This is a genomic window from Kitasatospora sp. NPDC058032 (assembly GCF_042885845.1).
GTDB lineage: Bacteria > Actinomycetota > Actinomycetes > Streptomycetales > Streptomycetaceae > Kitasatospora.
The window spans coordinates 191,370-204,403 of the sequence record NZ_JBHVRK010000009.1 but is presented as its reverse complement, the minus strand read 5'-3'; the positions used below and the strand labels follow the sequence as shown (position 1 = coordinate 204,403).

The 13,034-nt window shown below is 76.2% G+C and carries 10 protein-coding genes; 3 read left to right on the top strand and 7 right to left on the bottom strand.

Going from position 1 to position 13,034, the window contains the following annotated elements; all coding sequences use genetic code 11:
- Positions 1–186: 186 nt before the first annotated feature.
- From ACFVUH_RS17475 to ACFVUH_RS17465, 3 genes are all read right to left on the bottom strand, one after another.
- Positions 187–1,713 (bottom strand): S8 family serine peptidase, encoded by a 1,527-nt coding sequence (locus ACFVUH_RS17475; protein ID WP_387914110.1) that lies wholly within the window; start codon positions 1,711–1,713, stop codon positions 187–189.
- 235 nt (positions 1,714–1,948) lie between these two features.
- Positions 1,949–3,067, bottom strand: a complete 1,119-nt coding sequence (locus tag ACFVUH_RS17470) for an LLM class flavin-dependent oxidoreductase (RefSeq protein ID WP_387914108.1) — start codon at positions 3,065–3,067, stop codon at positions 1,949–1,951.
- Positions 3,064–4,143 (bottom strand): LLM class flavin-dependent oxidoreductase, encoded by a 1,080-nt coding sequence (locus tag ACFVUH_RS17465; protein WP_387914106.1) that lies wholly within the window; start codon positions 4,141–4,143, stop codon positions 3,064–3,066. The genes ACFVUH_RS17470 and ACFVUH_RS17465 overlap by 4 nt, the downstream gene beginning before the upstream one ends.
- 314 nt (positions 4,144–4,457) lie before the next feature.
- Here ACFVUH_RS17465 and ACFVUH_RS17460 point away from each other — a divergent pair, with 314 nt between their 5' ends.
- A complete protein-coding gene (locus tag ACFVUH_RS17460; RefSeq protein WP_387914104.1) occupies positions 4,458–4,898 on the top strand; it encodes a hypothetical protein in 441 nt (146 codons plus the stop codon).
- Between the two features lie 133 nt (positions 4,899–5,031).
- On the opposite strand, the gene ACFVUH_RS17455 is transcribed toward ACFVUH_RS17460, so the two are convergent.
- The 4 genes from ACFVUH_RS17455 to ACFVUH_RS17440 form a co-directional block, all read right to left on the bottom strand.
- The gene (locus tag ACFVUH_RS17455; RefSeq protein WP_355359816.1) at positions 5,032–5,208 is read right to left on the bottom strand and encodes a hypothetical protein; all 177 of its coding nucleotides are present in this window, start codon (positions 5,206–5,208) and stop codon (positions 5,032–5,034) included.
- Between the two features lie 137 nt (positions 5,209–5,345).
- Positions 5,346–8,297 (bottom strand): AAA family ATPase, encoded by a 2,952-nt coding sequence (locus tag ACFVUH_RS17450; RefSeq protein WP_387914102.1) that lies wholly within the window; start codon positions 8,295–8,297, stop codon positions 5,346–5,348.
- A 115-nt stretch (positions 8,298–8,412) separates the two neighbouring features.
- Entirely contained in the window at positions 8,413–8,934 is a 522-nt protein-coding gene (locus ACFVUH_RS17445) for a hypothetical protein (RefSeq protein ID WP_387914101.1), read from the bottom strand.
- 456 nt (positions 8,935–9,390) lie between these two features.
- Positions 9,391–10,776, bottom strand: a complete 1,386-nt coding sequence (locus tag ACFVUH_RS17440; RefSeq protein WP_387914099.1) for a cellulose binding domain-containing protein — start codon at positions 10,774–10,776, stop codon at positions 9,391–9,393.
- Between the two features lie 396 nt (positions 10,777–11,172).
- Here ACFVUH_RS17440 and ACFVUH_RS17435 point away from each other — a divergent pair, with 396 nt between their 5' ends.
- Together ACFVUH_RS17435 and ACFVUH_RS17430 are read left to right on the top strand one after the other, a co-directional pair.
- A complete protein-coding gene (locus tag ACFVUH_RS17435) occupies positions 11,173–12,003 on the top strand; it encodes a hypothetical protein (RefSeq protein ID WP_387914097.1) in 831 nt (276 codons plus the stop codon).
- Positions 12,004–12,306: 303 nt separating this feature from the next.
- Complete coding sequence (locus ACFVUH_RS17430; protein ID WP_355359830.1) at positions 12,307–12,894, top strand: lytic polysaccharide monooxygenase; 588 nt, start codon at positions 12,307–12,309, stop codon at positions 12,892–12,894.
- The last annotated feature ends 140 nt before the right edge of the window (positions 12,895–13,034 follow it).

The window sequence follows — 13,034 nt, the reverse complement described above, 5'->3', positions numbered from 1 at the left end:
GGGGCGCCGGAACCGGCTGTGCGTGCCGGGCGGTCCCGGCCGCGAAGGTGAGGCCCTGGGCGGTCAGGTTGACGGTGAAATGCGGAAGCGCCCCCGTCCGCGATGGCCGGGGGCGCTTCGTCCAGGGGGCGGAACCGGGGTTGTCCCGGGGCGACCGCCGCAGCGGGACCCGCGCGTGCGGTGCGGTTACCGGACCGCGCGCAGCGCGTTGACGATGCCGAAGCCGTAGAAGCCGTTGACGCGCCTGCCGCCCGCGCAGGTGGCGTCCACGACGCCGTCGCCGTTCCCGTCGTACGGGTCGGCCGGGCATCCGGGGTTGTCGGCCTGGGTCTTGAGCAGTGCCTGCAACTGCTCCGGTGTCGCGTGCGGGTGGGCGGACTTGAGCAGTGCGGCCACACCTGAGGCGTGGGGAGTGGCCATGGACGTGCCCTGCTCGTAGCCGTACTGGTTGCCCGGCAGCGTCGACAGGACGCCGGGGTGTCCGGACGGTGCGTCCGAGGCCTGGTACCGGTCGCCGCCGGGCGCCGCGACGTCGATCACACCGAGGCCGTAGTTGGAGTAGTACGACTTCGTGTTCTTGGCGCTGGTCGCGCTGACCGTGACGACGCCGGGCAGTTGCGCGGGCAGGTCCAGGCACCTGTGCGGGTCGATCGTCCGGTCGGCCGGGGTGGAGTCGTTGGGGCTGCGACCGTCGGCGATGGCATCGGAGGCCAGGTCGTGGTTGGAGTTGCCGGCTCCGGCGATGGTGAGGGTGCCCTTGCGCTGGGCGTAGAGCTGGGCGCGGTTGACCGCGTCGACGATGGCCTTCTGGTCGGGGTCGTCCAGGCAGTTGTACTGCCACGGGTCCACGTAGTAGCTGTTGTTGGTGATCTGCACATCGTGGTCGGCGGCGAACACGAAGGCGCAGACGACGCTCTCGGCGTATATCAGCTGGCGCGGGGTGGGCTGGGCGACCGTGATGCCGGCGACCTTGACCCCGGGCGCCACGCCCGCGATGCCGATGCCGTTGCGGGCCGCGGCTATCGAGCCCGCCACGTGCGTGCCGTGGAAGTAGGCCGGGTCCGCCGGCCGCCAGGAGCCGTAGGTGGTGTCGGCCTTGCCGCTGGCGCAGTTCGCGGACTGCGAGGGGGAGAAGTTCGGGGAGAGGTCCGGGTGGGTGTCGTCGACGCCGGTGTCTATCACGGCGACCGTGACGTCCCTGCTGCCCGGGTTGATCCGCGCGGCCTTGTCCGCGCCGATCGTCCGCAGGGCCCACTGCTCGGCCTCGAGGGGTTCGGTTTCGCCGCCGGACGCCTCCGTGAGCTTCGCGGCCTCCGCTTCCGTCAGGTACTGGACCGGACCCTCGCCGGTCGTCCCCACCGTGCTCAGCGGCGAGGTCCGGGTGGCACCCGCCGACTGCACGCCGCGTACCGCGCGCAGCCGCTCGCCGAAGTCGGGGTCCGCCGAGTGGGCGACGATGACGCCGATCCCGTCGTAGCCGACGACGATGGTGCCGCCGGCCGCGGTGATGGCCTGTCGGACCGCTGCGATCGTGCGACGGTCGGTCGTGGTGTTGACGACGTACGACAGGGTCCGCGCGTCCTCGGCCTGCGCGGTGGGCCGAACCTGCGGCGTTGCCGAGGCCGCTGTGGGGAGGAATCCGAGCGAGGCGGTCAGCGACAGCACGATCGGTACGGCCGGGCCGAGCCGCAGTAAGGAACGTCGTCGAGCCATGTGGTCTCCGCATCATCCGGGGTGCAGGACCCGCCCGAGGGCAGAGTGACGCCAGGGCAGGTGTAGGACGGGTGGTACAGGAACGAAGCTATCCCGCCCTCTCGCCGACCAGCAATGGCCCGGTCTCCGTTCTTCGTCCGCGGATTGCAGCGTCCTGCTGCTCGCGCGGGCCCGACCCCGGGGCCCTCCGTCGCCCCGGGGTCGGGCCTTTCGGTCCGCGCTTCGTGAACCGGCGTCAGCTGCGGGTGGGAGCCGGGGTGGGCAGGGCGAGGTGGTCGGCGAGGGTGGTGGTGGTGTAGGCGGTGCGGAAGGCGCCGCGGCGTTGGAGTTCGGGGACGAGTCTGCGGGTGATCGCCAGGAGGTCGTGCGGGAGGCGGGCGGGGCGCAGGCGGAAGCCGTCCAGGCGCAGGCCGCCGGCTTCGACGGTGCGCCAGGAGAGCAGGAGGTCGGCGAGTTCGGCGGGCGTGCCGGCGAAGACCTCGGCGTCGGAGGTGAGCGGGGCGCCGTCGAGCTCGTCCAGCCGGTCCTTGTGGCGGGCGGCCTCGCCCGGGCGGTCGTCGAGGAGGACCACCAGGTCGGCGAGGACCTTGAGGGGGCGGTCGGCGGGCCGGGCGACGGTGGTGGCGGCGGACGCGACCGCGGCGAGGACGGCCGCCGTGTCGTCGGGGGAGTGCGGGGTGACGTAGGCGACGTCGCCGCCCTTGGCCGCCAGTTCGTACGGGATGCGGGCGTGGGCGAGGACGGTGACCGGGAGGGCGTGGCCGCGCTCGGCCCAGAGCCGGCGGACGGTGGCCAGCACCTCGGCGGCGTCGTCGAAGATCGGGGCGAGGCGGGCGGAGATGGTGTCGGGCGAGGCGAGGTCGGCCGCCGTCAGGGTGGCCGGGGCGGGGCGGCCGAAGTGGGCGGCGTCGTCGGAGCGGGCGGAGACCTGCGGACGCCAGCCGGCCCGGCCGGGGGCGGCGTGGTCGAGGGTGGCGAGGGCGGCGGCCAGGTGGAGCGGCTCGGTGTGGGTGACGTTGGTGGTGGGCACCAGGCCGATCCGGGAGGTCAGCGGGGCGACCCGGCCGGCGATCAGGACGGCGTCGAGCCGGCCGCGCACCTGGTCGGTGCGGTTGTCGGGCCCTTGCAGGCCCACGGACTGGACGGCGAGGGCGTCCTCGAAGGTGACCAGGTCGAGCAGGCCCCGCTCGGCCTCGGTCACCAGGTCGGCCCAGTAGCCGGCGGTGAACAGCTCGCCGGGGCGGGCGCCCTCGGAGCGCCAGGCGGCCGGGTGCCAGCCGGCGCCGTCCAGGGCGACGGCGAGGTGCAGCGGGGGCAGGCCGCCGCCGGATCGGGGTGCGGAGGGGCTGGTCATGCGGTGGCCTCCCGGCTCGGTCGGCGGGCCTGGGCGAGCCCGAGGTGGTCGCGGAGGGTGGGGCCCGTGTACTCGGTGCGGTGCAGGCCCTCCGCCTGGAGCAGCGGCACCACCCGGTCGACGAACGCGTCCAGCGCGTCGGGGGCCGGGTGCGGGGTGAGCAGGAAGCCGTCCGAGCCGCCGCCCCGGACGTACGCGGTGAGCGTGTCGGCGACCTGTTCCGGCGTGCCGGCGACGTCCGCGACCTCCGCGGCGGAGGCGTCGGCGGCGGAGGTGTCGGCGAGTGCGTGGGTGAGGGTGGTGAGCACCCTCAGGTCCTGCGGGGACCGGCCGTGCGCGGCGAGCCGGTCGGCGAGGTCCCGGCGCAGCTCCCGGGCCTCGGCGAGGCCGGTGTACGGGACGAGCAGCACATCGGCGTCGGCGGCGGCCGAGCCCAGGTCCCGCGGGGCGGTGACGGTCCGGACGACGACCGGGTGGCCCTGTGGTGCGCGCGGTGTGGTGAACCGGCCGGCGAGGTCGAAGTGCGCTCCCCGGTGGGCGAAGGCGCCCGCGCCGGGCCGTACGAAGGCGCCGTCGGCCGGGTCGGCCGGGACGTCGTCCTCCGCCCAGCTGTCCCACAGCGTCCGGGCGGCGCGCAGGAACTCGGCGGCGTGGGCGTCCCGGTCGGCCTCCGGCGGTGGGCTGCCGTGGCGGAGGCCGCCCGCTGCGGCGGCGCCGTCCGGGCCGGTGGTCACGCTCCAGGCCGCGCGGCCCTCGCTGAGGTGGTCGAGCGAGGCCAGCCGCCGGGCCAGTTCGTAGGGCTGATGGGCGGCCGGGCCGACGCCGGCGGCGAGTCCGAGCCGCGTGGTGGCGGCGGCCAGGGTGCTCAGGGCGGTCAGGACCTCCGGCCCGGGTGGCGCGGGCGGCGCGGTCTCGGCGAGGAGCAGGAAGTCGAACCTGCCCCGTTCGGCGGCCCGGGCCAACCGGGCCAGCCGGTCGAACCGGTCGAGCTGATCGAGTTGGTCGAGCGGGGCGGGGATGATGGGCCCGCCGGCGCCGGGCGGGCGGACGGCGAGATGGAACTGCTGCACGGACACGACGACGATCGCCTCCTGTAGGCCGCCCGTCCGCCGCGCGTTCGTCCGCGCGGCCGGGCCGGTTCATCCTGCGCGGCGGCGCACCGCCCGGGCAACGGTCGCAATGAAGTGTTCATGCATGGAAACCGGGCGTCATGAAGGCAAGCCGACGGCGGGATTCGGTCATAAGAAGGCTGAATCCGTCATTGGGCTTCAAAAGCCAGGGTGGAATTAGGAATTCCGCCTCAATCGATGCCAGCATGTGAGGTGTGAAGCGTGAAATGTCACATGGCTTCGCATTGTCGTCGTCCCTACCCATGAACGGGAATCACCCGATGAACCGGCTCCTCGCCACCCTCGCCACCAGCGCCGTCCTGATCGCCGCCGGGGCCGGCGGTGCCGCAGCCCAGGGCACCACCGCCGACACCACCTCCCCGGCCGGCCCGGGCACCTGCGTCACCGGCTACCGGGGCGTGGTGGTCAACGACATCTGCGTCACCATCAGCGGCGACCAGGTCACCTTCTACGGCCAGACCTCGCCCGGCAGCCTCGGCTGGACGGCGCGGACGGTCCCCTACCGGCTGACCGCCTCGCTGGTCGGCGGTGCCACGCTCGGCACCATCACGCCCAGCGTCCTGGTGGACCACAGCGGCACCGCGGTGGGCCGGCTCACCGTCACCGTGCCGTGCGGGTCGAGCGCCACGGGCTCGCTGGAGACCACCGAGTGGGGCTGGCCGCCCGCCACCGCCACCATCACGGTGCCGTCCGGCTGCTGACCCGGACGGCACCGGCACGGCGAACGGCCCTGCCCGCTCGCCCGGGCAGGGCCGTTCGGCCTTCCACGATCAGCCGGTCCCCGGCCGCCGCCCGCACGCGGCAGTTCCGGGGACCGGCGCGTTCGGTGCGCCGTCAGTGCACCCAGTGCGCGGGACCGGTGCGGCTCAGCCGGGCCAGCCGGACCAGGGCCAGCGGATGGTGCCCGGCCTTGCGGGGGGACGGGGAGATCCGGACGGTGGACCCGGCCGGGTCCGGGCCGTCCGTCGCCGGGACGGCGGTCGCGCTCAGCGCGTGGTGACGTGCACTCATCTGGTGGATCCCTCCAGGTCGGGGAGCGGCTGCCCCGCTCGCTCGCCGGTGACCACCAGGGAACCCGTCCGGACCGGCCGGATCAATGCGGGTGACTACCTATCGCTCCCCGGGAACGATGAGGGCACCCGTCCGGATCAGCCGGAACCGCCGTCCGCCGCGTCCTCGGCGTCGGCCCGGGCCAGTGCCTGGGCCGTCCCGGCCCGGCTGGTGCCCAGCTTGTGCAGCACGTTCGCCACATGATGCTCCACCGTGCGCGGTGACAGGAAGAGGGCCTGGGCGATGTCCTGGTTGGCGGTGCCCTGCGCGAGCAGCTCCGCCACCTGCCGCTCGCGCGGCGACAGCTGCTTGCCGTAACCCCGGCGCCCCGGCGAGCCGATCCCGCCGAGATCCAGGTCCCGGCGCAGCTTGCGGCACCGGGCCGTGTCGGTGGTCGCCCCCAGGCCGAGGTAGACCCGCTCGGCGGCCGCCATCCGCTCCGCCGCCCGGGCCCGGTCGACGGCGGCCAGCGCGGTGGCGATCCGCTCGTCCGCCCGCGCCGCCTCGTACGGCCGCCCGATGTCCTGCCAGCGGTCGCGGGCCCGGGTGAACGCGTCCACCGCGCACGCCTCGCCGTTCGCCGCCAGCAGCAGCCCGCGGGCCTGGTCCAGTGCCGCGGACACGGCGGGCGCGCCCCGGTCGGCCATGGCCTCGGCCGCCTCCCCGGTGACAGCCTCGGCCTCGGCCCGCCCGCCCGTCGCCAGCAGCGCCTCCACCGCGACCGGCAGCAGCTCGGCGGTGCGCGCCCACGCGCCGGCCTGCCGCGCGGTGGCCAGCGCCGGGCCGACCGTCGCGGCGGCCCCGGCGGTGTCGCCCTCCAGCAGCTGCAGGCCCCCGAGCCCGGCGGCGGCCCGCAGCGCGACCGTCACCTGCGACTCCCGCTGCCCGTACCGGGCGGCGATCTCGAACTCCTCCCGGGCGGGCGCCAGCCGCCCCCGCCCCGCCGCCAGCCGCCCGAACAGCAGCGAACGCTCGGCCCCGGCCATCGCCAGGTCGTCGAACTCGGCGCCCAGCGCGGCGAACCGTTCCTCCACCCCGTCCCAGCGCCCGGCCAGCATGTCCAGCCGGATCAGCGCCAGCCGGCTGTAGCACTCCAGGTACGGGATGGCCGTCAGCCGGGCCAGCCGCCGGCTCTCCGTCAGCAGGTCCGCGGCCCGGGTGTCGTAGCCGAGCTCGATGGCGATCTCGCCCGTGTTGTACAGCGCCCGGGTGGTCTGCCGCATCACCTCGGGGCTCTCGGAGGCGCGCGGCAGGTCGTCCAGCCGGCCCCAGACCGCCGGGTCGCCGGCCCGGGCCTGGAAGGTCAGCGAGGTGGCCCGGACCGCGGCGGCCACGTCCTCGTCGGGGTGGTCCGCCAGCAGCCGGTCCGCCCGGGCGAGCCACTCCCAGGCATGGCGGCCCGCGCCGTCGCGCTCGTCCATGGAGATCGCGACCATGGCCCGGGCGGCCCGGACCGGGCGCTCCTCCAGCTCGTCCAGCGACTCGCGGATCCGGCCGAAGCCGGCCCGGTTGCCGCTGTGCACGGCCGTCAGGAAGCCGAGCGCGAGCCGGATCTCGCCGCGGTCGGCGACCGGCAGCCGGGGGTCGGCGACCATGCCACTGAGCACCTGCACGCTGGCCGCCGGGTCGACGTCGTCGGCCGCGAGCCGGGCCAGCGCCAGGGCGGCCCGGCCGCGCCGGGGCGGGTCGAGGTCGGGCTCGTCCAGCAGGCCGCGCAGCATCCGCCGGGCGCCGCCCGGGTCGCCCAGCGCGACGGCCTGGTCGGCGGCGGCCTGGGCGAGGTCCTGCCAGGCCGCGCGGTCGCCCATGGCCAGGGTGTGCTCGGCGATCCGGGCGAGCGGCCGGGGCTCGTGGGTCTCCAGCGCGGCGACCGCCCGCCGGTGCAGCACCCGGCGCCCCGGCCCGGGGATCCGCTGCAGGGCGACCCGGCCGACCGCCCGGTGACGGAAGGCGTACCGGTCGGGCGAGGTCTCCTCCAGGACAGCCGTGTGCAGTGCCTCGGCCAGGCCCCGCGCACCGGTGGCGGCGTCCAGCCCGGCGACGGCGGTGAGCAGGTCCTCGTCGGCGGGTACCGCGAGCACGGCCGCCGCGGCCACGACGGCCGCGCCGTCCACGCCGAGCCGGGCGAGGCGCCAGGCCGCGGCGTCGACCATCCCGCGCGGGACCTCGGCGTCCGTCAGCACGGCCGCCAGGTCGGCCGCCCGCCGGGGCAGCGGGCGGTCCGTCAGGGCCCGCAGGTCCTCCGCGACGGCCAGCGGCAGGCCCTGGCCGCGCTCGTGCAGCACCCGGGTGACCTCGGTGGTGGCCGCCGGGCCGAGCGCGGCGCGGGCCAGCTCCGCGACCTCCGTCAGGTCCAGCGGGCCCAGCCGCACCCGGTCGACGCCCGCACCGGGCCCGGTGGGTGCGCCGCCGTGGGCGGCGGTGGGCGGCGGCGTGCCGGGCGGCAGGTCCTCGGGGCGGTAGGTGACCACCAGGGCCAGCCGGGGCGGCAGGTCGCGGGCCAGCCGCAGCAGCAGGTCGAGGGTCGCGTCGTCGGCCCACTGCACGTCCTCGACCACCAGCACCGGATCGTCCAGCGCCGCCAGCAGCGCCCGCACGCCCTGGGCCAGCAGCCGCCGGGCGGACAGCAGTTCGCCGCCCTCGGGCGGCGCGGCGGGCAGCCGGTCGGCGAGGTCCGGCAGCACCCGGCGCAGCGCCCCGGTGCTGGGCGGCAGCGCGTCGGGCGGGGGCAGCAGCGCGGCGGCGTCCCGCAGGGCGTCCACCACGGGGCCGAACGGCTCCGGCTCGCGCAGCGGGTGGCAGCGGCCGACGAGCACGGCGCGTTCCTTCGCGCCGGGGCCCGTCCGGTCAGGGGCCGTCGCGCCGGGGTCCGCCGCGGTCAGCGCCCGCAGCGCCTCGGCGACCAGGCGTGACTTGCCGGCGCCGGCCTCGCCCTCGACGAGCAGCACGGCCGGCGGGCGGGCCAGCGCCTCGGTCAGCCGGGCGAGCTCCCGGACCCGTCCGACGAAGGCGCGCCCCTCGGGCGCGTCCGGTACCGGCGGCCGGTTCATCGGCACCGGGCCCGGCCGGGGGCGGAGGGAAGCTGTACGGGCATGTCTCCATGATGCCCGCGCCCGGCCCGCCCGTGTCGGGCGGGGTCCGGGCCGCGGGGCCGCGGGCCTCGGCTCAGACGGCGCTGTACACCACCGGACCGCCGTCGGGGAGCGGCGCCGCCGCGCCGGCACCGGCGAGGTGCCGGTGCCCGGGGGCGTCGCGCAGCTGACCGGGGACCTCCTGGAGCGAGCCGGGGACGTCCCGGAGCTGACCGAGGGCGTCCCACGGCGGAGCGGCCGGGCGGATCACCCGGCCCGGTGCCTCGACGACCTCGCAGCCCGCCCTGGCGAGGCGCCGGACGGTGTCCGCCGCCGCCCGGTCGTCGAGCGAGAACACGAACGGGCCCGGCACCAGCACCACGTCCAGCCAGCCGCGTTCGGCGGCCGTCAGCAGGCTCGCCAGCGCCGGCAGCGGGCCCCGGGTGCTCAGACCGTGGTCGGCGTAGACGTCCGGGTACGGCAGCCCGAGTCGCTGGGCCAGCTGCTCCATGGCGGAGCGCACGTAGTCGGCCTCGTGCGGGTCGTACGGGCGGCACCGCAGGTACATCGCGGACCGCCGGACCGGCCGGTACACCGGTTGGTGGGGGTCGTGCATGCCGTTCACCTGGCCTTGCTCGCTGTGACGGGTGGGGGAGTGCGGCGACGGGCCGGTGTCCAGCGGACCTCCGGAACGGTGCGGGGATCAATGGGGGCCACTACCCATTGCCGCGGTGGGGGCGGTGAGCGTCGGACACCGGAGATCGTGCGGATCCCGGCGGCCGGGGCCAAGAGTGGGGCGGGGGCGCCCGGTGGTGCGGGGGAAGGCCGCCGGGCTCCCGTGCGCGGGTTTGCCGGTGAGTTCCTCCGGCCGGACCTCTCCGGCCTGCGGTTTTCCCCACCCGTCACCCGTTCCGCCGGGGGCCCGGCAGACCCCGGCCGCCACCTGTCCGCCGGACTGCTCGCGGTCCTGCGGTCGTGGACGAAGCACTGTGCGCCCCCGGAGCGCTTCGCACACGCCCCGAGCGCCCCCGTGCGTACCCGGCGGCCCGGCCGGCTGCGCACCGGGTCGGGATCAGGGTGCGGGGACGGTGTCGGTGAAGGTCGTCCCGGCGGCGCGGTAGGCGGCGACGGCGGCACCGACCTGGGCGGGCGACAGCACCCGGTCCTTGACGTGCAGCACGTAGTCCACCTGCTCCTCGTAGGTGCGCGCCGCGGTGCCGGTCTGGCCCGCGAGGTCGGTGAGCCACTGGTTGAAGGCGATCACCATCGGCCGCTCGGGGAGGTAGCGGGTGTCGTGGCGGGCGAACTCGACCCCGTCGACGTAGTACACGATGCCGCTGTCGTCGATGGTCAGGGCCAGGTCGTGCCAGCCGGCGAAGGAGGTCCGGGAGACGGTGTACTGGTTGTCGTTGCCCTGGGGACCGTAGGTCTCCCACGAGGTGGCGAAGAAGATGTTCGAGGGCTCGCCCCAGCCGCCGTTGGGGAGGTACTCGAAGTCGTACTCGGAGTAGTCGTCGGCGTTGGGGGCTTTGAGGTCGTTGATGGCGAAGAAGCTCTGCACCAGGTGGTCGCCGTCGGGGCCGCTCACCGGGGCGTCGGAGAAGCGGACCCGGGCGGCGTAGGTGCCGTAGCGGAACTTCATGGCCTGGCTGTGGAACTCGCTCTGCCGGGTGGACTCGGCGGTCCCGGCGGTGGACGTCCGCAGGGTCATCACCGAGTTGCCGGCCTCCTTGGCGAAGGTGACGTTCTCGGGCGCCCAGGTGGCACCGGCCACACCGGGCCCGCCGCCGCCGGAGCGCGCGTTCCAGCCGTGGGCGGCGAGCGCCGGGTCGTCGTGGCCGGTGTAGTCGAAGTCGTCGAAGAGCACCGGGCCCGCCGGGACGGGCGGCTTGGTGGGGGCGGTGCCCCAGACCTGGACGCCGGCGACGGTGGCGGTGACCTTGGCCCAGTTCGCGTACCCGCTCTGCGCGGCGCCGAAGGAGTAGTCGTCGCCCTGGTCCATGACCTGCCAGTCGGTGCGGTGGACGCGCAGCTGCAGGTCGCCGCTGTCGGCCCCGGGGGCCAGCGTGCCGGCGCCCGCGGTGAAGCCGATCTCCAGGTAGCGGTCGGCCGCCGCGCCCGGCTCGCTGATGGTGCCGATGGTGCCGGTGACGTTGGCGCAGCCCCGGACGGCCCAGTCGCACGCGAAGCGGTACGCGGCGAAGGGGGAGTCGGAGCGGAAGTAGTAGCGCAGCTTGACCTGGTCCAGGGCGACCGGCGCGGAGCCGGTGTTGACGACCTTCAGCCACGGCGAGGCCTGCGCGGTGCCGCTGCCGCCGTTGCGGTACTGCACGGCGAGCGGCTCGCCGGCGGCCGCCGCCGGCAGGGCGCCGAGCAGCGCGGCGCCGAGCCCGGCGGCGACGGCGGTGGCGAGCGTCGCGCGCAGGCGGGGGAGCCGGCGGCTGGTGCGTGTGGTCATGGGGATCCTCTCCTGGTGTGGGGGTCGGCGCGCGGCACCGGCGGAGGGGAGCCCGGGTTCACCTCGGCTGGGGTGGGGGAGGAGGTGGCGGGCCGCGCGATCAGAAAGTGGCATAGACCAATTTGGCGGTCAACCCGAACCGGGACGATCGGCCGGAACGTGGGCGTCCGCCGCGGGGAGTGGCTGATAGTGCCTGTTGACGGCGGTGGGCGGGCCGTGCGGAGCCCCGGTCCGCGCCGCGTGGCGGCCCATCCTGCCCGCCGGGTACGGCGTTTGGGGATGAGAGGGCCGGGGAACGGGAGTTCGACGGTGCGCCGGACAGGTCGGCGCGACCGCGTCCCCCCGTCCTCTCCCCGTCCCCCGTCGCCGGGGGACCGCTCCGAAGGGCCCGCACCGTTGACTACCCCGTCGCACCGGCAGCCGCCCTCCCCGGCCGACGCCGGACCGCCCGCCGGCCGGGTCGATCCCGCCCTGGCCGACCGCCTCACCGACGCGGTGCTGCTCGCCGGCCTGCCGGTCGCCTTCGGCGACCAGGGGCCCGGCGTGCGCATCCGCCCCGCGCGCCCCGTCGACGACCGTGACCGGTGCCAGGGCGTGGCCGCCCTGGACTGGCTGCCGTCCCCGCGCCTGACCGGCGCCGCCGCCATGGCGGAACCGGGCCAGGCGGCCGGATCGGCCCGGGACCTGGTGGCGACGGCCATGGAGAACGCGCTCGCCGAGTTCCTGCCGGCCTTCGGGCTGGAGACCGGCCGGGACCGGGTCGGCCGGGAGCTGCGGGTCGACGGCCGGGCCGCGGTCGACGGCGCCCTGCGCGTGCCGCCCGGCGTCCTGGTGGCCCGGCCCGCCGGGCCGACCCCGGTCGAACTCGGGCTCCCGGCGGGCGTCGTCGGCACCGTCCGGCGCAGCGCGGCCCTCGCGGGCCTGCCGCTCGCCCCGCACCTCGGCGCCACCGGCGTCACCCTCGCCCGCTGCGCCCCGACCGGCGGCACGGGCGACCGGGACGGGGCGGCGGACCTCGGCTGGAACCCGTCCCGCGGGCTCGCCGACCTGGCCGGCAGCGACCTGCCGGAGGCGGCCCGGGCCGCCACCGCCCGGTCGGCGGTCAACGGGGCGATGCGCCACGCCCTCGGCATGGCGCTGCGTGCCTGCGGCGCCGAGCTGCGCTGGCTGCACGCCCACCAGTTGCTGCGGGTCTACGGCGAGGCGGCCCCGACGATCCGGCACTGACCGGCGGCCGGGCCGGTCCGCTGCGCCCGGCCGCTGCGCCCGTGGACGGCCGTCACCGTGACGGCGCTCGAACCCCGCCCCGGCGACCCCGGCCGACCGCGCTGACCACGGGCGCAACTCGGCGGCGGTGAGTGCCGGTTGGCCGAGCGTCAAACTGGTCCAGACCATTGACGGTGGGCGTCGCGCTCCCTACGGTATGGGCATTCACCTGGCGCAGGCATGCCAAGATCCACCCGGTTGGCGCACCCCCACACGCGCCATCTGCGTCGGGCACAACTCTCCATCCCCCCACGGAGGAGCATCATGCGCAAACGCCACATCGTCGGCGCGGCCCTGGCCGCGGTCGCCGTCCCGCTCGCGATGGCCGTCCCGGCCAACTCCCACGGGTTCATCAACCTCCCGCCGAGCCGTTCGGCCCTGTGCGGCGCGGGCGTCGTCCAGAACTGCGGCGACATCCAGTGGGAGCCGCAGAGCGTCGAGGGCCCGAAGGGCTTCCCGTCCGGCGGCCCCGCCGACGGCACCATCTGCGCGGGCGCCGACGCCCGCTGGGCGCCGCTGGACAACCCGCGCAACGGGAACTGGCCGACCACCAAGGTGACGGCCGGCGGCCAGCAGACCTTCACCTGGGAGATCGAGGCCCGGCACTCGACCACCAACTTCCGCTACTTCCTGACCAAGCAGGGCTACGACCCGACCCAGAAGATCACCCGGGCCAGCCTGGACCTGACGCCGTTCCTGACGGTCCCCTACAACCGCCGCCAGCCCGACGCCGTCACCAAGCACACCGCGACCCTCCCCACGGGCCGCACCGGGCACCACGTGGTCGTCGCGGTCTGGGACGTCGCGGACACCGCGAACGCGTTCTACTCCTGCACCGACGTGCTCTTCTGATCGTCGGTCACCCCGTAGGAACGTGACCTCCGGTCACCCCGTACGAGCGTCGGGGGGGCCCCCCCGGGGGGGGGGGGGGCCCGCCCCGGCGGGGGGGGCCCCGGGGGCCCCCCCCCCCCCCCCCCGCCCCCCCCCCCCCC

What these genes read in the sequence shown, in the direction of transcription:
- ACFVUH_RS17475 (WP_387914110.1), bottom strand. Translation starts at nt 1,713, where the DNA reads ATGGCTCGACGACGTTCCTTACTGCGGCTCGGCCCGGCCGTACCGATC.
- ACFVUH_RS17470 (WP_387914108.1), bottom strand. Translation starts at nt 3,067, where the DNA reads ATGACCAGCCCCTCCGCACCCCGATCCGGCGGCGGCCTGCCCCCGCTG.
- ACFVUH_RS17460 (WP_387914104.1), top strand. Translation starts at nt 4,458, where the DNA reads ATGAACCGGCTCCTCGCCACCCTCGCCACCAGCGCCGTCCTGATCGCC.
- ACFVUH_RS17455 (WP_355359816.1), bottom strand. Translation starts at nt 5,208, where the DNA reads ATGAGTGCACGTCACCACGCGCTGAGCGCGACCGCCGTCCCGGCGACG.
- ACFVUH_RS17450 (WP_387914102.1), bottom strand. Translation starts at nt 8,297, where the DNA reads ATGAACCGGCCGCCGGTACCGGACGCGCCCGAGGGGCGCGCCTTCGTC.
- ACFVUH_RS17445 (WP_387914101.1), bottom strand. Translation starts at nt 8,934, where the DNA reads ATGCACGACCCCCACCAACCGGTGTACCGGCCGGTCCGGCGGTCCGCG.
- ACFVUH_RS17440 (WP_387914099.1), bottom strand. Translation starts at nt 10,776, where the DNA reads ATGACCACACGCACCAGCCGCCGGCTCCCCCGCCTGCGCGCGACGCTC.
- ACFVUH_RS17430 (WP_355359830.1), top strand. Translation starts at nt 12,307, where the DNA reads ATGCGCAAACGCCACATCGTCGGCGCGGCCCTGGCCGCGGTCGCCGTC.